The sequence below is a fragment of the Bdellovibrio sp. ArHS genome, from assembly GCF_000786105.1.
In the GTDB taxonomy this organism is placed as follows: Bacteria; Bdellovibrionota; Bdellovibrionia; order Bdellovibrionales; family Bdellovibrionaceae; genus Bdellovibrio.
The window spans coordinates 1-19,133 of the sequence record NZ_JTEV01000013.1; the positions used below are offsets into that span (position 1 = coordinate 1).

Below are 19,133 nucleotides of genomic sequence, written 5' to 3' on the forward strand. Positions count from 1 at the left end.
ACATACAAATTTATGACGGTAATGGCGGGGGATCTTCCTGGGTACGAAGAGGCTCTTCGCTGTTTGTTTGCTAAAGATGGGGAGAACTTTAAAAAGCTGATTTCTAAATGGCCTAAAGATATTCGTTCACATGTGATGATGCTGGCCAAGGCGGCTTTGTAATTCGTTTGATGATATAAAAGGGGCTTTTGAAAAAGCCCCTTTCGTTAAACCTAGCTTGCTGAATCCAGAGGAAGTAAATCTTCATTCTTTTTTGAAGAGGCGAGTTCGGCCTTGATTCGTGATGACACGGGCGTCGCCATCTTAGATCGCGAGGCCCGAGGAGTCTCTAGGGAAGCCTTTCCCATGGGGCTTTCCTCGTGGGTCTTGCCTTTAATAACTTCGACCAGAGTTGAAATCACATTCTTCAAGCTTTCTGCCTGGGCGGACAATTCTTCAGCCGAAGCGGCGGCTTCTTCAGAAGAAGCGGCGTTGACTTGAGTCACTTGATCTAGCTGATTCATCGCTTTACTAATTTGTCCAATGCCATTGGACTGTTCGGTACTTGCGGAAGAAATTTCCTGATTTAGATGAGCAACCTTGGTCACCGCTCCAAGAATTTCCGTAAGAACGGCGCCGCTCTTTTCCACTTGGACGCTGCCATGTTCAATTCTGCCGACGCTAGACTTAATCAAATCAGCAATGTCTTTTGCGGCGATGGAACTTCTTTGTGCCAAAGTCCGGACTGCTTCGGCGACGACGGCAAAACCTTTTCCTTGTTCCCCGGCGCGAGCGGCTTCGACAGCCGCATTCAGAGCCAAAAGATTCGTCTGAAAGGCGATATCGTCAATGACGGTGATAATGTCGGAAATCTTCTTCGAGTCCTCGGAAATCTCAGACATGGAGGCAATCAAAGAACTCATTTCTTTTTCACCGCGAGACACGATTTCACTGGCTTGACTCGAAAGCTTAGAGGCTTGGCCAGCGTTGTTGGCATTGACATTCACCATCGACGACAATTCTTCGATTGTCGCCACCGTTTCTTCTAAAGAGGAGGCCTGCTCGGTCGTCGCTTCAGAAAGCTCTACCGAAGCGGAGGCGATTTGCTGAGATGCTGCGGAAACATGATTTGAGGACGCCGAAAGGTTTTCGATAATTGTATTAATCGACTTTGAAAGAGAACGTAAAATTAAAGTACCGATAGAGAGCCCAAGAAGAATCGTTACTATACTAGCTGTCAACATCAGGCTTTTCGCCTGACTATAGTCATTTTCAGCTTCCATGGCATCCTTACTCATGCGCTCTTCGTTTCTTTGCACGTTGCCGTTGATGATTTCTTCGCCCGTTTGACGAATGTCGTGACCTATAGACTGACTTTGATAAAGGGCTTTGCCCTTGTCTCCAGCAGCGACATATGCTTTCACTTCTTTGGTGTTCTTCCACCACATTTCGTAGGCGGCCTTAAATTTTGTCGCTTCTTCTTTGCCGATTTCTGTAGAAACAGCCCAAAGGTCGTCTACTTTCTTAAGAAGTTCGTTATGGCGATTTTCCATCAACGTATCTATATTGGTCATTTTAGCGGGGTCACGCTCAAGGATATAGTTGCGTTCATTCATAAGCTGTAGATAAAAAATAGAACGAATGTCTTTGACGATAGATACGCGCGCCGACTTTTCGTTGACTATCGAATGCAGAGCTTCGTTGATTCTATTCATACGGCTTAAACCAATGCCTGCAATAACAACAGAGCCCGCAATCAGGATTGCCATAACGAAGTACATTTTAAAACTCAAACTTGTATTTTTCATATTCCCCCATCCCAGTGGGTTGGCATTATTCGAACTTTTGTATGTGGCAGTTTCTTCGGGATGAATTTCAAAATGCTTCAGACAAAAAAAATTAACTTCTGAAATTTAATGATCTGGAAGGGGGTTGATCAAAATAAACTCAGGTTTGAATACTGAAACCTTAAATGAAATCTGATTTGAGTAATAATCTTGTCGTTGGTCGGCGTGGAAGTGTGACGAAAGCGTGACAATTTAAAAGACGCAAGAAGAAAGGAAGTCAGAATTTTAGCTGACTAAAATTTCGCACTGCTGCTCTAGATGATTTCTTCAATTAAACTAAAATACTGGGATCCAATTTTTTCTTTGGAACGAATAATCCCTTGAAATCCCTGAGGCGTCTGGTCTTTAGGCCTTTCGTTCTTTCACTATTTGACTGCGACCATCCTTTATTTTCAGAATTAACCCATGAGTAAAGCTCATAGATAGGCACGTTGTGGAAAAGATTCCTCTTAAGTGGCGACTGATAGTTAATATTTTCATCTTCACCCTTCCCATTGTGGTTCTGACGGTATTGATGTATCGCTCAGAAACCGTAAACGTGGATTTTTCACTCAAAGAATACGAAGGCAACGAGCTGCAAAAGTCCTATGAAAACCTGTGGCAGAAGTTGGTGCATCTTCAATTGGGAACAAGTAAAAGTGATCCCGCCGAAGAGCTAAAGCAACTTGAAAGCCAGTATGTCTTAAGGGCAGACCTTCTGCAGTTTTCCGATACCGAACTGGCGAAACGAAAGCGCGACAATGCCAGCTTGCAGGCTCTGTCCTCCTTAATTAGTGAAAAGAAATGGTCTGACGCCATCGCCTCCGTAAAAACGGCGATCACCCATCTGGGCGACACTTCCAATCTTATCCTGGACCCTGACTTAGACAGCTATTATATGATGGATATCTCCTTACTGGCTTTGCCGCAAATGCAGGATCGCTTATCTGTCATTATGGGAAATCTGGACGCACTTTATGTCGCCGGCAATGAAGTGGATCGGCGAATACAGGCCGCGCTCTATGCAACCCAATTGGAAGAGTCTGACCTGAATAGAATCGTGGCTGATAGCCAAACGGCGATTAACGAAGATCCAAATTTTTACGGCAGTTCTTCATCGCTGCAAGAAAAGATCCCGTTAGAGATTGAAAAGTTGTCCGTCAGCGTGAAAGCAGTCATCGAAAAGCTTCGCGCGCTATCAAGAGGTGAATCCATTGCAAGGGCTGATCTGCTGAGTGCCGGCCTCAAGGCTATTGATCAAAGCTTTGCTTCTTGGAACGTTGCAAACTCCGAGTTGGAACATCTTCTTAAAGTGCGAATTGAGACCTTAAAGGATGGCCGCGCGAAATCTTTCATCTATTCAGGTTTGGCTCTTTTAGTGACGATTCTTATCTCGATCTATATCGGGAACACCATCGGGCAAAGTCTGACTTCGATTTTAAGATCCATCACGCGGTTAAGAGACTCCGCCGGCAAATCTGAAGAGGTCAGCGCTATTCTTCAGAATGCCTCGCAAAGTGTTCATCAAAAGGTGACAGAGCAGGCGGCAGCTATTGAAGAAACAGCGGCCTCTATCGAAGAAATCAATGGAATGTTGAAGCTAAGCACGGAAAGCTCACAGCAAGCTGCGGTGGTGGCAACGAGTGCTAACGACTCTGCCGTCAATGGCCAGACCGAGATCATGGCGGTTTTAAATTCGATGAAAGACATCGCGGTCAGTTCCAAAAAGATCGTTGAGACAATCACTGTTATTGATGACATTGCGTTTCAGACGAATCTTCTGGCTTTGAACGCGTCTGTCGAAGCGGCACGGGCGGGAGAGCAAGGCAAAGGATTCGCCGTCGTAGCGGATGCCGTAAGAACTTTGGCGCAAAAAAGTGCTGTTTCGGCCAAGGAAATCAATTCTTTGCTGAAAGAAAATGTCACTTTGGTGGATTCCAGTCAGGCTCGGGCTGATTTGGCGGCAAAATTACTTCATGACATTGTCTCGTCGGTTCAGAAGGTGACATCTTTAAATACCGAAATTGCGGGAGCGACCAAAGAACAGGCCGTGGGGCTATTGCACATCTCCAAGCTCATCAACGAGTTTGAACATGCAACAAATGAAAACAAAGAGAGCATGCGAGAGGTGTCTCAAGCATCCGAGGAAGTCTTTGCCCAAGTTCATCTTTTAAACGAAATTATCACGCAGCTTGAAACCGATGTCAGAGGGCGATCATCAAAAAGTACAAAGGCCCATGAACCAACAGCAGGAGTTTTGGTGGACGCCTAAGATCCGCCAAACAACTTCGCCAGGGCGATGAGCCCTCTCTTCGGGCTTACGCTTTCTTGACGAACTCAGATTTCAGATTGATGGAACCAATACCGTCAATTTTGCAGGAAATGTTGTGACCATCAGCACTGTCGACAAGACGAATATTTTTGGCTTTGGACCCTACTTTGACAACTAAAGAAGAGCCTTTCACTTTCAGGTCTTTAATGACTGTGATCGAATCACCATCATTAAGAACATTGCCATTGGCATCGCGGATGCTGTTATCTTCGGCTTTTTCTTCCGCAACATCGGTAGCGGCGAAAGAACTCCATTCGTGACCACACTCTGGGCAGATCCAAAGATTCCCGTCAGCATAAATATTTTCTGAATTACATTGGGGGCAGTTTGTTTGATTTTCCATTTAAGCAAGCTAGCACAATTTAGCCGATTTAGCACGTCTTTGGCCGCTTTTTCTTTACTGACAATCGTTCGATTGTTGCGCCTTTCAAGTAGAAATCGTCTGAAAATATCTTTTTAAAGAATCAAAAAGAGCGTCAAATGCTTTAGGCTCCTGAAGCCCTTTGAGCATTCCGTAGAAACCTTCATGGGTCATGACGATGAAATGGGCGACGTAACGAGTATTGACGTCGGATTTTAGATAACCATCCTTTTTCGCTCGTTTGATATGGACTTCCATTTCATCGATCCATAATTGTAATGCCGCTTGCAGGCGTTCGCGAAAACCTTCGTCTTGCGACGACATTTCCTGAACTAAATTATTCAAAGGGCACCCCAGACTGAGCTCTTCAGGGGACGCTTTGCCGATAAGATTTTTTATCTGTTTTAGTATTCCCTCAAGGGGATTTTCGAAACTCTCTAAGGGCTTAATCCACCGTTCTAAAATCATCGGGCGAATGACTTCTTCAACTAAGGCATAGCCTAAATCTAATTTAGTCGGGAACTGATGGTAGAACGCACCTTTCGTCATCGACGTCTGTTTGACGATGTCGTCGATGCTGACCCCTTGGAAGCCGCGAGCGAAGATCAAGGAAAATGCCGCCGACAAAATTTCCTGACGGGATTTCTCAAGATTTCGTGATTTTTTCAAAGCGGATTTTTTCATGAATTTTAATTCTATCAAGGGCCAGGTTGTGTTGCAACGTACTACATAGTATGCAGTGCGAACAAATTTGTTATTCGACAAATAAATATTTGTTTCTGGATAGGCCTTCAGATGCTATTAGTTTTTAATGGAAGGTGTTCATGTTTGAAATTGCCCAGACAGAGACAAGCAAAAGATATATCAAGGTCAGTGGCGGTTATTTGATGGTATTACGTCAAGGAGACCCCCTCTTTCCCTATCTAGAGAGCTTGGCGAAGAAGGAAAACATAAAAAGCGCGACATTCAGTGGTTATGGACCGGCAAACGTAAAGTTTGGATTTTCGGACAAGAGCACTCAAGAAATGCCAGCCAAAGAATTCAAAAATATTGTTCTAGTCAATTTCAACGGCAGCATGGCCTGGGACGACGGAAACCCCTCAATGCGGGCCTATGGAGTTGCTGCTGCAGAAAACGGCCAGATCATAGGTGGCCAAGTCCTTGAGGCCATCGTTGAAGGCGGTTCGTTTGAAATTCGTATTGAGCTGATGGATAAAAAGCTCAATCGCATTCACGATGAATCGCTTAAAGCCAAGATCATGGAAATTCGCTAAGAAGGCCCTTAAGAATTAGGCGCTTTTCGCTTCTTGCCAGAATTCTTTCCCTTGGAAGAAAGTCTTCTCCAGTTTATCGAAGGACTCATTCCAGCCAATTTTACACATATCGGCGATTTCACCAGGGGGAAACCCCTCGTGTTTTAGGGTCATTTTCGTTTTACTGCCTTGCTCTTCAAACTTGACGGTCACGAGTAATTCCTTGGGAATGCCTGGCATGTCATAGTACTCAGAGCTGACGACATTGCCATTTTCATCCGCAAAAGAATCTGTGAAGACAAGTTCCGAGTGCGGTGCGACTTCTTTGTATGTTCCTGTGCTCCAGTAAGTTTTATTTTCAGGGGACTTCATCGCAAATAGGTAGACGCCGCCGACGCGCACGTCGCATTTAATAGTGGGTGCGGTGTAGTCCTTCGGTCCCCACCATTGCTTTATCTTTTCCGGAGCAGTCCAACTTTTCCAGACGTCAGCTAAAGAAGCATTGAAGACACGGGTTATTAGGATGGGTTCGGAATTTGTTGCCATTGTAAACCTCCGCTGCACTTTCATTTTGAATGCAGTGAAGGAAACCCAACAAGTCTAGGAACGAAGACACCGTATGGGCCAGCGCCTTCTCGGAATTCTTACGGTAAATTCATGTGAGTATTGTCGTATTCAAGACCTGATGCTAATGTTTATTCAAAGCAAATAACAACGGGAAAGGAATTACTTCATGAAGAGCAAAATCACCGTGGCAGCACAAGTTATTCTGGGGCTTATCTATTTTGTATTTGGACTGAATGGGTTTTTAAACTTTATTCCGGCGCCACCAACTCAGCCGGAAGGTGTTATTAAGTTCTTCGAGGGCGTTATGTCCACGGCCTATTTTATGCCTGTATTAAAGGGCACAGAAACAGTTTGTGGGGCACTTTTGTTGTTAGGATTCGCCTCTCCGGTGGCTTTAGTTATTTTAGCGCCAATCACCATACAGATTGCGCTGTTTCATGGATTTCTTACTCCCGGGATTTCCAATATCATCATGCCGCTGGTAATGATTGTTTTACACTTGGTCGCAGCCAGCGCTTATTGGCATTTATACCAACCTCTTTTTCAACGCAATCCCCGCGCGTAATTTGCCAGGAAGAGGCGCCCAGCCTCTTCCTTTATGCCTTGATTTTATAGCCGGTCCGAAAAATCCACCAGACAATGGCCATGCATACAGAGAAGAACAGAAAAGTCAGTCCTAAACTGGCGCCAATGCTGACGTCTGCTTTTTCATAAAAACTCCATCTAAAACCACTGATCAGATAAACAACCGGATTAAAAAGAGACACCTTTTGCCAAAACTCCGGAAGCATGTCGATCGAATAGAAGCTTCCTCCTAAGAATGTCAGGGGAGTGACGATCATCAATGGAATCACTTGAAGCTTTTCAAAGCCGTCTGCCCAAAGTCCAATAATGAATCCGAAAAGACTGAAAGTGGCGGAAGTGAGTATCAAAAAGGCGATCATGACCAGTGGATGTGCAATTGTGTAATCAACGAACAAGCGCGATGTAATAAGTATGATGATTCCAAGAATGATGGACTTTGTGGCGGCGGCGCCAACATAACCCAACACGATCTCGAAAGCGGAAATGGGGGCAGAAAGAACTTCATAGATGGTGCCTGTATAGCGGGGCAGATAAATTCCGAAAGAGGCGTTTGATATGCTTTCCGTCAGAATCGACAGCATAATCAATCCCGGTACGATGAAGGCCCCATAGCTGACGCCACTCATGTCATCCATGCGGGAACCGATCGCGGCACCAAAGACGATGAAGTATAGTGAGGTCGATAAAACTGGCGAGGCGATACTCTGAAAAAGGGTGCGAAAAAACCGCGCAAGTTCATGCCAGTAAATTGCTTTTATTGCGTAAAGATTCATTTTTTACTCCCGATAAGTTTTACGAAAATTTCCTCTAAAGAGCTTTCGGATGACTTAAGATCTTTAAAATCAATTCCGTAGTTGCCGAGTCGGCGAAGAAGCTCTGAGATGCCGGTTTGTTCGGCCTGCGTATCGAAAGTATAGATCAATTGCGATTTGTCCTCTGATAGTTCCAGATGAACGCCGTTAAATTCGTCAGGTATCTGCGACAAGGGACTTTGCAGATGAAGGGTGAGCTGCTTTTTCCCCAATTTTTTCATCAAGCTGTGCTTTTCCTCAACCAGGATCAGCTCACCTTTATTGATGACACCGATACGATCCGCCATTTCTTCAGCTTCTTCGATGTAGTGGGTTGTCAGGATGATGGTGACACCGCTATCGCGGAGCTTGCGAACCAGGGACCACATGTCATGTCTCAGCTCTACGTCCACACCCGCGGTGGGCTCATCTAAAAATAAGATGTCAGGCTCGTGAGAAAGCGCTTTGGCAATCATCACTCGTCGTTTCATACCTCCAGAAAGTGTCATGATCTTGGCGTCTTTTTTGTCCCATAACGAAAGGTCTTTAAGGATCTTTTCCAGATAAGAGGCCTTCGGCGATTTACCGAAAACACCTCGGCTAAAGGTGACGGAATCCCAGACCTTTTCAAACATATCGCCAGTCAGCTCCTGGGGAACCAGGCCGATTTTGCCGCGCACCTTGCGATAGTCTTTAAGAATGTCGTGGCCATCGACGGTGATTGCGCCGCTGGTGCGGTTGACAATTCCGCAGATGATATTAATCAGGGTCGTCTTCCCTGCGCCATTCGGGCCCAAAAGGGCGAATATTTCCCCACGACGAATTTGCAGTTGAATATTCTTCAAGGCGCTATGGCCAGAAGAATACACTTTGTAGAGCTCAGAAATGTTTATGACGTCCGACATCGCAATTCCTTTATGCCTTGATTGTTTCAGAGTTTTCATTGGATTGGCATTCCCTTTTTCGTCTCTGATAATGATTGTGTCTGAGCGCAAAATCTGGTTTTCTACGCTTTGCGGAGGCAGTTTGTATGATTAAAGAACTCAACGAAGAACAAATCCATTCGATGACACTTGCACAGAAGGATGAATGGTGGCTCAAGAACGTCTATAAGGGCGATATGCCTCAGCTGACCCTTCGCTCCGCTTTAACGGGGATGATTCTTGGGGGCGTTCTTAGTCTGACCAATCTTTATATTGGAATTAAAACCGGATGGACCTTGGGCGTCGGCATTTCTTCTGTGATTCTTTCCTTTGCCTTTTTCAAATTGATGGATCGTTTAAAACTTGGTTCGCACATGTCGATTTTAGAAAACAATGCCATGCAAAGTATTGCGACGAGTGCGGGTTACATGACAGCTCCCATGATGGCGTCCATTCCGGCCTACATGATGGTGACTGGAGAAGTGATCCCGATGTGGCAGACCTTCTGGTGGATTGTTGTGCTTGCAGTGTTGGGTGTTCTTTTTGCCTTTCCACTTAAGAAGCGTTTTATCAATGAAGAACAAATGCCCTTTCCCGAAGGATATGCCGCCGGTGTTGTTCTGGACAGCTTGCATTCTGAAGACGGTAAGCAGGGAATGTTTAAGGCCAAACTTCTAATGAGTGGAGCGGGAATTTCCGCATTGATGGAGATTTTAAGAGCAGATGCGGTTTTGGCCGCTATCAAAGTTCCATTTTTGGCTCTGCCTCACTATTGGGATGATTTCATCTATAAATTTGCGACGCCAAAAATTTTGGGCAGCCCGCTTAAAGACCTGACGATCCAGTTCGATACGTCCATCGTAATGATGGGAACAGGTGGACTGATGAGCATGAAAACAGCGATGTCCATATTGCTTGGCGGCTTCCTTAATTATTTTGTGCTGGCGCCAATTATGATCAGCAATGGCGTAATTCCCGAGGCTAAATTCAAGGCGATCACAATGTGGGCGCTGTGGGGCGGGGCGGCCATTATGACAACGTCGTCTCTATATTCTTTCTTCTCCAAACCTCAGATCTTGATAGAAACTTTCCGCAAGGGTCTTGCGAAGAAAAAAGATAAGAGTGCTGATCCTCTGGAAAAAATTGAACTGCCGATGTGGGTCTTCGCGGTGGGTATTCCTATAGTGAGTGCGATCACAATTTATTTGGGCCACGTGTGGTTTGGAATTCACTATTGGTTGGGACTTTTGGCGATTCCATTAGTCTTCGTCTTTACGCTGATTGCGGTTACTTCAACGGGTCTTACCGGAATCACTCCGGGTGGTGCTTTGGGTAAACTTACGCAGATCACCTATGGTGTTATGGCTCCTGGTAATGTGACGACAAACCTGATGACGGCGGGAATCACTTCTGAAGTCTCCCTGAATGCCAGCAATCTGCTGATGGATATTAAGCCGGGATACATGTTGGGAGGAAAGCCGCGCCATCAAGCGGTGGGACACGTATTGGGAATTTTTGCCGGTGGCCTGGTCGCAGTTCCCGTTTTCTATTCTTTATTCCACGGTGATGTTTCTTTATTCACCTCGGAAGCTTTGCCTCTTCCGGGAGCTTCTATCTGGAAGGGCGTCGCTGAAGTTTTGACGAAGGGCTTAAACAACCTTCATCCGACAGCGCAAATGGCCGCCGGTATCGGCGCGGTTGCGGGTATTGTGATCGAAATTCTGAACAAAAAAACCAAAGGCCGCTTCCCGCTGTCCGGTGTGGGTTTAGGATTGGGGTTCGTCTTGCGCTTTGTGGACGCTTGGTCGATGGCATTGGGGACTTTGTTGTTCTGGATCGCCCGTAAACGTTACAAGGATAAAAGCAGCTTTGGATACCGCGCCTTTGTAGAAAACCAAGAGACCTTAGCTGCGGGAGTCATCGCTGGTGGTTCTATCATCGGAATTATTCTGATTCTTCTGGAAAATGCCGTCGGCTAGGAGAGATTTTGGAAGAGCTGAATGATTTTTCTAAAAAGGTTATTCATTTCATTCAGAAAATTCCTTTGGGTCAAGTTGCCACCTACGGCCAAATCGCGAAACTTGCGGGAAAACCACAAGGTTCGCGGGGGGTCGCTTGGATTCTTCATTCCTCTTCTAAAGCCCACAAACTGCCTTGGCACAGAGTGATTAACTCTCAAGGGAAAATTTCTTTTCCCGAGGCTTCCGCTGCTTTTAAAAAACAGAAAGCTCTTTTGCGCCACGAAGGCGTCGTCTTTTTAGATAAAAACAAAATCGATCTAAAAAAGTTTCAGTGGAAGAAAGAAGTTTCTAAAAAGAAAAGCTTGCGCTCGCCACGCATGTTCACCGCTTAAATTTTTCCTGAGTATTTTCACTTATAGCTTTAAAATCCTTGGCGGGCGCGGATTTTATGAAGTCTTTAGTCCATATATAGTCCAGCGTTTGGCCCTTGGGGGTTTTAAGTTACACGTCTGTCACTTAAGACTTTACCAATGCAAAAACACAAGACTTTCACAAAAAAAATTAAAGGCGGTTTTTCGATTCTATTAATTTCTTCCGCACTTCTGGGTCTAGGATGTGCGCAGTCCTCTGGTGATGGTGAGTGGGCTTCAGGAGAACCCGATGATACCTCTCAAGGAACAACGTCTCCTGGCTATACAGATGCCCCGGGAACTATTACGACCCCGACCGAGCCTCCTTTGGCGGGATTGTATTTTTCGTTTAAGCCTGGCACGACTCAGCTTGCCTACGGTCCGGGAGTCACTTGGAATGGCTGCGATTCGGCAGCAGTCGTGCGCGGAGGATACGATAGTGACACTAAATGTGGTAACGGGACGATTCATCCGAACTATGCGACGCATTTGAATAAACATTTCTTTGGCTGTGTCGAGGCAGCGGCGCTTGCTGCAAATTATCCTCAGCCTGAACGGGTTTTTATTCGTCACTGGGGAACATATGTTAATCGAAATGCCAGAAACTCTTCCAGCTTAAGTATGCATGCGTACGCGCGTGCTATCGACATCGTGAAGTTTCTTATTTACGATCGAACGGGTGGCGTAACATCAGTCAGCACTCATGTTCGGGATTTCACGGGAACGACCAAGACATTCTACAACGCTTTTCGACAGTGCTGGAAAGATACGATGCCTTCGAAGTGTCAACCAGGGCAGCGTGAATACGCGGGATCTATTGGAATTCCGGGGTCGGCATTAGGCGGTAACGATCTTCATAATGATCATATCCATCTTTCTTTTCCACTATGTGCGGGGTGACTATGACTCTCTATTCAAAATATCTATTAGTTTTTTCAACTTTAACATTTTCTCTAACCTCTTTGGCTGCCAGTGATATGGTTGGTGAAAAATCAATATCTTTGCAAAATGGCCGGGGGCAGGCTTTAGTGTCTTCGCGAATCGTGGAAGAAAAGTTGGGCCGGCCCTATTCAGTGGAACTGAAGGTCAGTTGTGGGCCTAAGGTGCCGCACTGGCAAAGTCTTCCAATCTTGGATTCAGAGTCCGTGTGCGATGTGAAACCGCAATCGGCGAAGCTTTCAGCAGATGGGAAATACATTTCAGTGATGATCCGGGAAACTGATGCAGATTCTTTTAATAAGCTTTCTCAGATGGCAGATGCGCGGCAACTGGGCGAGATGAAACCAAAATGCCAGAAGGCGGGGAAAGAGTTTCGTTTTTCCGTCGAACAATACTGTCAAAAGTAAAAACGGAATATCCCCGAGACTATCGGGGATATTCCACTAAAAAACCTGGATCATTGCACGGTAATCCATACATTGCTGACGCCGTTCGCTCGCACTAAGCGATTGAACGTGTACGCGTTGTCGGGATGCATGCGGATACATCCGTGCGATGCCCGGGTTCCGAGCTTAGGCCAATTCGATCGTGGTGTACCATGAAGGGCAAAACCACCTCGAATAAAAACGGCATAAGGCATGTTCCCTAATCCATTATAGTCTCCTCCAGGATATTTGCTAGAGGTGTAGCGGTCATAGATACGTCCATCTGGATGTTTGTCAAAGTTCGGCGTACCGTAGCCACTGATTCCCGTAGAAACGGGCCAAGAGCCGCGCAAACTCCCATTCACATACAGGTACATTCTCTGAGTTTCCTTTACAACTTGGGCCCAAACTGCGCAGTTTGCTCTTCGACAAGTTGCCAGGCCAATAATGTCATTGATAAAAGCGTCGGAAAGATGGGCCGGTTTTCCGGTCTCTTCTTCATAAATTCTATCGTAGTATTCTAAGGTTTCTTCAATATTAGGGTCAAAGGGGTTCAATTCTTCGATCATATTGGGAATGCGTTCGTCTTCAGCCAAAGCTTCAGCGGTTTGTGCGTTCGCTTGAAGATTAATGCCAAAAAGTAGTGAGACAACAAAAGTCGTTATCTTCAGCCCTGTTTTCATAAAACACCTCCTGTGTTTATGTGATTGATTCCGTCTTCAATCTTACTGCTCGTGTACAACACCGGATGGCGGTCTTAAGGCGCTTGACATGCAATTCTTAAGTTTTCAGTCCTCTGCAGAGCCTGTTTCCTGGAAGGCTGGAAACATTTGCGCACCGAAGTCGGGAGGCTGTATTTGTCAGAAATCTATGTTAAATGTTTAAATCTATGGAAAATTCAGTCTGTTGTTCATGTCAAAAGCCGAAAGCGACGCTAGAGTGCGGTCATTGCAAAAGCGCCGTTTGTAAGAACTGTGCCCAATTTTTAGAGAAAGAAACGTTTTCTTTCCTGCCGACTCTTCCCGCAGAGTTGTCTCACAGCACCTATTGTGGTTCTTGTTACGATGCTCAGGTGGCGCCGCAGTTGGCGGACTACAATCAAACAATGGAAGAGGCGAAGAACATCGCGGTCTTTTTCAAAACGCAGACAAAAGAAACCCGACTTCTTAAACGCAAAGAAAAGCCCGTTAAGGTCAAAGACTGTCCCGACCGCGAAGAAACCCTTCTGAGATTGGCGTTCCTGGCGGCCCAAGCGAAGTTCAACGGACTGTTGGATGTCGATATTCAATCTGAAAAAGTTTTGCAGGGTCGCTATCAAACGACAAAGTGGAGCGGCACAGGCATTCCCGTGCAATTGGAATCGAAAAGGCTGCTGCCAAAATGAAGTTGACGCAAGCGCGGGCGCGCCATTTGTGGATTCACGCGCAACGCCTGGACGAAGTGTCGCCCTTTGGATCTGGTCCCCAGGCTACGGTGGATGCCATTGATCATCTGGGTTACGTTCAGATCGACACCATTCATGTCATTGAACGCTGTCATCATCACATTCTGTATTCGCGAATTCCCAAATACCACAAGCAGGATTTGCACACGGCCCAAACTTTGAATAAAGAAGTTTTCGAATACTGGACCCATGCATTGGCTTATATACCGACAAAAGACTTTCGCTTTTTCATGAATGACATGAAAAGAAGGCGACTGCAGCCATCGCGCTGGTACCAAAGTGTGAAAAAGACAGATCTGCAAAAGGTTCTTCGTCTTATTAAAAATGAAGGCGCTCTTTCAATCCGTGACATCGAAGACGACGTGCTGGTGGAAAAAGATCATCCCTGGGTCAGTCGCAAGCCCTCAAAAAAGGCTCTGGATCTGGCTTTCAACGGAGGACTGATCACGGTGTCTGAAAGACTTGGCATGCTGAAGAAGTATGATCTGGTGGACCGCCATTTCGACTGGGAAAAAAAGCCGAAAGCGGCGACGACGAAAGAAGTTTTTAACTATCTTCTGGATCGAGCTCTGCGCTCCCAGGCATTTGTTAGTTTGGATTCTATCTGTCATCTTTATCCAAGTCGTAAACCTGAAATTCACCGCCTTATCGAACAAAGAGTGCGCAAGAAAGAACTGGTCGAAATCCAGATTGACGGCATTTCAAAATATCAGACATGGATTAGGCCGGAAGAGTTAGAAAAAGAATTAAAACCTCGGCCGTTAACCCACATTCTTTCACCCTTCGACCCTTTGATCATACAAAGAAAAAGACTTCAGGCGATTTTCGCTTACGAACACCGCTTTGAAGCTTACATTCCCAAAGAAAAACGAGTTTACGGTTATTTTGCGTTGCCCGTTCTTGTTGATGATGAAATCGTCGCTGCGTTGGATTTAAAGACGGACCGCCAGCAACAAAAGGTTTTAATTCAGAAGTGGACCTGGTTGGGAAAACACAAATCTCGAAATAATAAACGTCGGATCGAAGAAGAACTGCATCGTTTCGAAAAATTTCAACTTGCAAAAGAAGAGGGACACTTTGGTGCAGGACTTTCCAAAGCTCCTCAAGTCCGCAAATGACATGAAATTTTGGGGCAAAATCCCCCGCTCAAGTGGAAAAAAGGGAGAACGTTTTTTCTCAAATTCAAGGAATGAGTTTAGAGGTTTGGCATTAATCGTGCTTTAGGAAAGTGCTGTTATCCTTTTCCAGTCCTGCATGGGGCCCTGTCGTGGGGCCTCCTTATTTTTTAGAATCCTTGGGCACTATTTTCCGCTCTAAAGGATTCTTGCATTTCGCGTCTTAATTCATGAGTTAATTTGTCAACTTCTTCAGGCCGACCATGGAAGGCGGCCGGAGTATTCTGAAAGATGGAGATGCGCCAATGATCATCATCTTTCACGCTGACTAGAGTCTGAATTGCCGTCAGCTCGGGTAAGATATCGTTTTTTCCCGGCGGAATCATGCCAGCCACCGCATTTAGAACGGCAACCTCGGGCGCAATGAAGCGCACATTCCTGACGATATTAACAATCGACCCTGTTGGATGGTGAAAGAAAACCGTCGCCAGATGCTTTCCAATTTCTTCCTGGCCGGAAAGATGGCTGCCATCAAAACCAATCATATTGGCATCTTCAGAAAAAAGATCAGCCATATCTGCGGCACTTCTTTTGTTCCAGGCATTCAGCAGATTATGGTAAAGAATGCGAATCTGTGATTCTTCGCCAGTGTGAGCATGCAGATCCACGGCCACCTCCCGCACGAGTTGATAAGACCAGTGTGGAAGAGTTTTAGAAAGGTCGCAAGGCTAGCGGACAAATGACAGCAAGACCTTGGGGTTATTTCTTAAGAGCAAGATAGGGAAGATATCCTGCGCCCAGCACTCCGGCATGATTCTTGGTTTTGGCGATTTCGATTTTGCACTCAAACATGGGATTCATTTGATGAATCATTTTTTTATAGTGAGATTTCAAATCATTGAAATAAAGACTCTTGATTTTAATCAGCCCACCGCTCAGAAAGATTCTTTCCAAGTTATAGCCAATCGACAGATCGTAGCAGAGGCAAGCCAAAGCCCAGCCCATTTCTTTGAAAAGATCGTCGTACTTTCCATCTTTTGCTTCAACGAGCTCTTCGACCGAGTTTCCAGAAAAGCCTTTTTCCTTTGCGCGACGAAGAAGGCCCGTTCCGGAAGCGACTCCTTCGACGGTGCAATGGTGAAGTTGGTCGGGATGCTCTTGCAGTTTCTTAAAGTCGACAACCGTGTGGCCATATTCCGAGCCCATGCCCCGGCTCTGTGCGGGGAAGCCGTTAAAGATGACGCCGGAACCAACCCCAGTGCCTACGGTAACAACCGCAAAAGATTTCATGCCTTGTCCTCCGCCGACCCAGCCCTCCGCCAAGGCGGCAGCGGTTCCGTCATGTTGAAAATGGACTTTCGTTTTAAAGCCGCGTGCCTGAATTTCTTTTGCGACCAGGTCACGAATAGGAACGATCTTCCATCCGGGATAGTTCATCGGATAGATCAGTTTCCCTTCTTCGGCATTGAGCGGGCCGGCACTGGCAAGACCGATTCCCAGAAAATGTTTACCAGTGGTTTCTTTCGGAAAACGTTTTTTGAAATCCAGAGCAATGTCGGCCATCAGATTAATGACACGTTTTTGCGTCTGCGCCGCGGATTTTTCTCGTTTCATGTCGACGGGAACTTTTATGAAATCCAGCATCGTGCCGCTATTGTCCAAAAGAGCCGCTGCTAGTTTTGTTCCGCCCAGATCAAAGCCGATGGTGTATGTCTTCTTCTTCATGATTTATCTTTTTCTATTCTTAAGAGGCGAAGTCTTTAAAAGCACAATTGCAGACATCGCCGGAATTTTTGCATGAACAGTACCACGATTCGTGACTGTCCAGGCTTGCGAGCAGGTTTTCGTCAAAGGATTGTAGTCAGAGCTCACGATATTGCAATAGTTTCCCGGCGTGAGCGAAGTGATAAAATCGCGTTCAAGTTCCAGCGTGGAAAAGTTCATCGCGACAAAACCAAAACTGCCACGGCTGAAGGAAAGCTGGTCTTTGTTATTCGACCACCAGTTTGAAATATAAAAGGCTTTGTCGGTCTGATTTCTAAAATCGACCATGGCTGCTATTTCCGGCAGACGGTGTTCGCAGGTCCACGGCGCCACACAGTGACCATTGTCATCAAAAACCGGCTGCGATTTTAACTCGGGAGTCAAGGGCGGTCCCTGATCAAAGGTGGAAAACGAAAAGCCGGAAAAGAGCTGAGGATAACCAAACGGCCATGCCAGCATGAAAACCTGACTCAGACGATAAAGGCGTTGTTCGGAACCATTGTAGCTAAGGACAGAGTGAGCGTCATGGCGTTCCAGATCGTGATTGGTCACAAAGACAATAGAGTCCTTGCTGTCGGGAAATCCGTCGGCGATGCGATGTAAACGTTCAGTATCTTTACTGCGAAATCCGTAGGCCAATGTTCGGGAATAATCATATGCCATGACATCCCCATAGGGCAGGTACTCGCCATATTGAATCGGCCCTTGAGGATCGTAGATGACTTCGTGATAGATGTAAGCGGAACGCTTTAATTTAGAATAAATAGCGGCAAGATCCTGTGCCGGAATGTGCTTGGCGGCATCAATACGAAAGCCCGCAACACCTAAATCCAAAAGCTTGTTAAGATATTGTGCCAGGCGATCGCGAACATATTCTGTTTCTGTCGCGAGATCCGCAAGATCGACCAGCTCACAGTTTTGAACTTCGTAACGGTCTTTGTAGTTAATGATGTTGTCATTACCGTTGCGACCGCAATGATGAAAATCTTTATAAGAATAAAGCCCGGGATAGTTATAGTGAGTAAACTTAGTTCCGCCGAAACCGACACCGCCCGGCACACCCGTGGCGTGATTAATGACTGCATCAGCATAAATATCAACACCGGCGGCTCGACATCGGCGTACCATGTCCGCAAACTGGGCCTCATCACCACTGCGAGATTTGAGGTCGTAACTGACAACTTGGTAGCGTTCCCACCAAGGCGTGTTTTCCCACATGATGTGTTCATGTGGGGGAGATACTTGAACGGCGGAAAATCCTGCCGGGCCTAGGTAGTTTTCACATTCCTGGGCAATATCCGACCAAGACCACTCAAAGAGCTGCACAAAAACAGTGCGCGGAGCCGCGTGCGACTGCAAGCTCGTCATAAAGAGGGCCAAAGCTAGAAGGTGAATCCAACGGCGCAAACGATCTCCTTAAAGTCGTTTATTCAGACCCGTTTTTTTATCAAAGAGGTGCGACTTTGTCAGGTCGATCTTCAGACGCACCTTTTCGTCTTTGGAAAAATTATAAGAAGAATCCACCAGTATACGGACATTTTGCCCTTCTAAAGAGCCATGAAGCATCTGCTGGCCACCCAGGTTTTCTGAAAGTTCGATCTGATAGCTTCCCAACTCTAATTCATTGCTTTCCAGGCTGCCGTTGGAAATTCTCAAGGCCTCGGGACGGACGCCTAGCACATCTCCTTCCTGAGCTTCATTCCAGGGTAGTTTTTTCACAAGGGGACCTTCAATAAAGTTCATTTCGGGTGAACCAATAAAGCTGGCGATAAACAGATTCTTCGGCTGATGATAAATCTGCGATGGGGTTCCTAGTTGTTCCACAATGCCATCTTTTAAAACGGCGATGCGGTCACCCATTGTCGTGGCCTCCATCTGATCGTGGGTCACGTAGATCATCGTGGACTTCAGATTTTGATGAAGTCTTTTAATTTCCACCCGCATTTGACTGCGCAAGTGGGCATCGAGGTTGGAAAGAGGTTCATCAAAAAGAACGATGGAGGTTTGTCTGGCCAGGGCGCGGCCCAAAGCGACACGCTGACGTTGGCCGCCTGAAAGCTCTTTCGGCTTGCGCTCCAAGAGGTGGGAGATCTGCAAAAGCTCAGCGATTTCTTGCACACGTTTGTGGATCTCGTCTTTCGGCTTTTTCTGAAGCTTCATGGCGAAGCCCATATTTTCCGCGACATTCATGTGGGGATAAAGCGCATAGTTCTGGAAAACCATGGCGATGTCGCGGTCCTGAGGTTCATCCTTGGCGATGGACCTGTTATTAACCTTAATATCGCCACCATCTAATTTTTCAAGACCGGCCAATGTTCTTAGCAGAGTGGACTTCCCGCAGCCGGAAGGGCCTACTAAAACCAAAAATTCGCCACTGGAAATATTCAGATCAATATTTTTTAAAATATGTGAAGCACCAAAACTTTTCGAGGCTTTGGAAAACTCAATAGATGCCATA

At 46.1% G+C, this 19,133-nt stretch carries 21 protein-coding genes; 10 read left to right on the forward strand and 11 right to left on the reverse strand.

Features of this window, described 5'->3' with window-relative positions; translation table 11 throughout:
• Nucleotides 1-12 precede the first annotated feature (12 nt).
• On the forward strand, nt 13-162 hold the full coding sequence (locus OM95_RS17525; protein WP_363228104.1) for a DUF2239 family protein: 150 nt from the start codon (nt 13-15) through the stop codon (nt 160-162).
• A gap of 50 nt (nt 163-212) precedes the next feature.
• Here OM95_RS17525 and OM95_RS07250 read toward each other — a convergent pair whose 3' ends face one another.
• A complete protein-coding gene (locus OM95_RS07250) occupies nt 213-1,787 on the reverse strand; it encodes a methyl-accepting chemotaxis protein (RefSeq protein WP_291515786.1) in 1,575 nt (524 codons plus the stop codon).
• Nucleotides 1,788-2,259: 472 nt separating this feature from the next.
• On the opposite strand from OM95_RS07250, the gene OM95_RS17185 reads away from it, so the two are divergent.
• Nucleotides 2,260-4,077 carry a methyl-accepting chemotaxis protein gene (locus OM95_RS17185; RefSeq protein WP_291515787.1) on the forward strand — a complete coding sequence of 606 codons (1,818 nt, stop codon included), beginning with the start codon at nt 2,260-2,262 and terminating at the stop codon, nt 4,075-4,077.
• A gap of 46 nt (nt 4,078-4,123) precedes the next feature.
• Here the strand turns inward: OM95_RS17185 and OM95_RS07260 are convergent, their stop codons facing one another.
• Nucleotides 4,124-4,480: a zinc ribbon domain-containing protein YjdM gene (locus OM95_RS07260; RefSeq protein WP_041872035.1), complete on the reverse strand. Its 357-nt coding sequence runs from the start codon at nt 4,478-4,480 to the stop codon at nt 4,124-4,126.
• Between the two features lie 84 nt (nt 4,481-4,564).
• A complete protein-coding gene (locus tag OM95_RS07265; RefSeq protein WP_291515789.1) occupies nt 4,565-5,182 on the reverse strand; it encodes a TetR/AcrR family transcriptional regulator in 618 nt (205 codons plus the stop codon).
• A gap of 140 nt (nt 5,183-5,322) precedes the next feature.
• Here OM95_RS07265 and OM95_RS07270 point away from each other — a divergent pair, with 140 nt between their 5' ends.
• Nucleotides 5,323-5,772 (forward strand): PPC domain-containing DNA-binding protein, encoded by a 450-nt coding sequence (locus OM95_RS07270; RefSeq protein WP_291515790.1) that lies wholly within the window; start codon nt 5,323-5,325, stop codon nt 5,770-5,772.
• Nucleotides 5,773-5,787: 15 nt separating this feature from the next.
• Here OM95_RS07270 and OM95_RS07275 read toward each other — a convergent pair whose 3' ends face one another.
• Nucleotides 5,788-6,297, reverse strand: a complete 510-nt coding sequence (locus OM95_RS07275) for an SRPBCC domain-containing protein (protein ID WP_291515791.1) — start codon at nt 6,295-6,297, stop codon at nt 5,788-5,790.
• A 187-nt stretch (nt 6,298-6,484) separates the two neighbouring features.
• Between OM95_RS07275 and OM95_RS07280 the strand changes: the two genes are divergently transcribed.
• Nucleotides 6,485-6,883 (forward strand): DoxX family membrane protein, encoded by a 399-nt coding sequence (locus OM95_RS07280; protein ID WP_041872036.1) that lies wholly within the window; start codon nt 6,485-6,487, stop codon nt 6,881-6,883.
• Between the two features lie 31 nt (nt 6,884-6,914).
• Here OM95_RS07280 and OM95_RS07285 read toward each other — a convergent pair whose 3' ends face one another.
• A complete protein-coding gene (locus OM95_RS07285) occupies nt 6,915-7,676 on the reverse strand; it encodes an ABC transporter permease (RefSeq protein ID WP_041872037.1) in 762 nt (253 codons plus the stop codon).
• Nucleotides 7,673-8,599, reverse strand: coding sequence for an ABC transporter ATP-binding protein (locus OM95_RS07290; RefSeq protein ID WP_041872039.1), 927 nt, complete (start codon nt 8,597-8,599; stop codon nt 7,673-7,675). Before OM95_RS07290 ends, OM95_RS07285 begins: the two co-directional genes overlap by 4 nt.
• A 125-nt stretch (nt 8,600-8,724) precedes the next feature.
• Here OM95_RS07290 and OM95_RS07295 point away from each other — a divergent pair, with 125 nt between their 5' ends.
• From OM95_RS07295 to OM95_RS07310, 4 genes are all read left to right on the forward strand, one after another.
• Nucleotides 8,725-10,596, forward strand: a complete 1,872-nt coding sequence (locus OM95_RS07295) for an OPT family oligopeptide transporter (protein WP_291515792.1) — start codon at nt 8,725-8,727, stop codon at nt 10,594-10,596.
• A gap of 8 nt (nt 10,597-10,604) precedes the next feature.
• Nucleotides 10,605-10,970 carry an MGMT family protein gene (locus OM95_RS07300; protein ID WP_041872312.1) on the forward strand — a complete coding sequence of 122 codons (366 nt, stop codon included), beginning with the start codon at nt 10,605-10,607 and terminating at the stop codon, nt 10,968-10,970.
• A gap of 138 nt (nt 10,971-11,108) precedes the next feature.
• Entirely contained in the window at nt 11,109-11,888 is a 780-nt protein-coding gene (locus OM95_RS07305; protein WP_291515794.1) for a hypothetical protein, read from the forward strand.
• Between the two features lie 2 nt (nt 11,889-11,890).
• The gene (locus tag OM95_RS07310; protein ID WP_291515795.1) at nt 11,891-12,334 is read left to right on the forward strand and encodes a hypothetical protein; all 444 of its coding nucleotides are present in this window, start codon (nt 11,891-11,893) and stop codon (nt 12,332-12,334) included.
• Between the two features lie 50 nt (nt 12,335-12,384).
• Here the strand turns inward: OM95_RS07310 and OM95_RS07315 are convergent, their stop codons facing one another.
• Entirely contained in the window at nt 12,385-13,035 is a 651-nt protein-coding gene (locus OM95_RS07315; protein ID WP_041872041.1) for a L,D-transpeptidase, read from the reverse strand.
• 206 nt (nt 13,036-13,241) lie between these two features.
• On the opposite strand from OM95_RS07315, the gene OM95_RS07320 reads away from it, so the two are divergent.
• Both OM95_RS07320 and OM95_RS07325 read left to right on the forward strand, forming a co-directional pair.
• Nucleotides 13,242-13,736 (forward strand): hypothetical protein, encoded by a 495-nt coding sequence (locus tag OM95_RS07320; protein WP_041872318.1) that lies wholly within the window; start codon nt 13,242-13,244, stop codon nt 13,734-13,736.
• Nucleotides 13,733-14,914, forward strand: coding sequence for a winged helix DNA-binding domain-containing protein (locus tag OM95_RS07325; protein WP_291515797.1), 1,182 nt, complete (start codon nt 13,733-13,735; stop codon nt 14,912-14,914). Before OM95_RS07320 ends, OM95_RS07325 begins: the two co-directional genes overlap by 4 nt.
• 167 nt (nt 14,915-15,081) lie before the next feature.
• Here OM95_RS07325 and OM95_RS07330 read toward each other — a convergent pair whose 3' ends face one another.
• The 4 genes from OM95_RS07330 to OM95_RS07345 form a co-directional block, all read right to left on the reverse strand.
• Nucleotides 15,082-15,579 (reverse strand): SgcJ/EcaC family oxidoreductase, encoded by a 498-nt coding sequence (locus OM95_RS07330; RefSeq protein WP_291515799.1) that lies wholly within the window; start codon nt 15,577-15,579, stop codon nt 15,082-15,084.
• A 91-nt stretch (nt 15,580-15,670) separates the two neighbouring features.
• On the reverse strand, nt 15,671-16,636 hold the full coding sequence (locus tag OM95_RS07335; protein ID WP_041872043.1) for an ROK family protein: 966 nt from the start codon (nt 16,634-16,636) through the stop codon (nt 15,671-15,673).
• 3 nt (nt 16,637-16,639) lie between these two features.
• A complete protein-coding gene (locus tag OM95_RS07340; RefSeq protein ID WP_041872045.1) occupies nt 16,640-18,082 on the reverse strand; it encodes an alpha-amylase family protein in 1,443 nt (480 codons plus the stop codon).
• A gap of 9 nt (nt 18,083-18,091) precedes the next feature.
• Nucleotides 18,092-19,132, reverse strand: a complete 1,041-nt coding sequence (locus OM95_RS07345) for an ABC transporter ATP-binding protein (protein WP_041872048.1) — start codon at nt 19,130-19,132, stop codon at nt 18,092-18,094.
• Between the last annotated feature and the right edge of the window lies 1 nt (nt 19,133).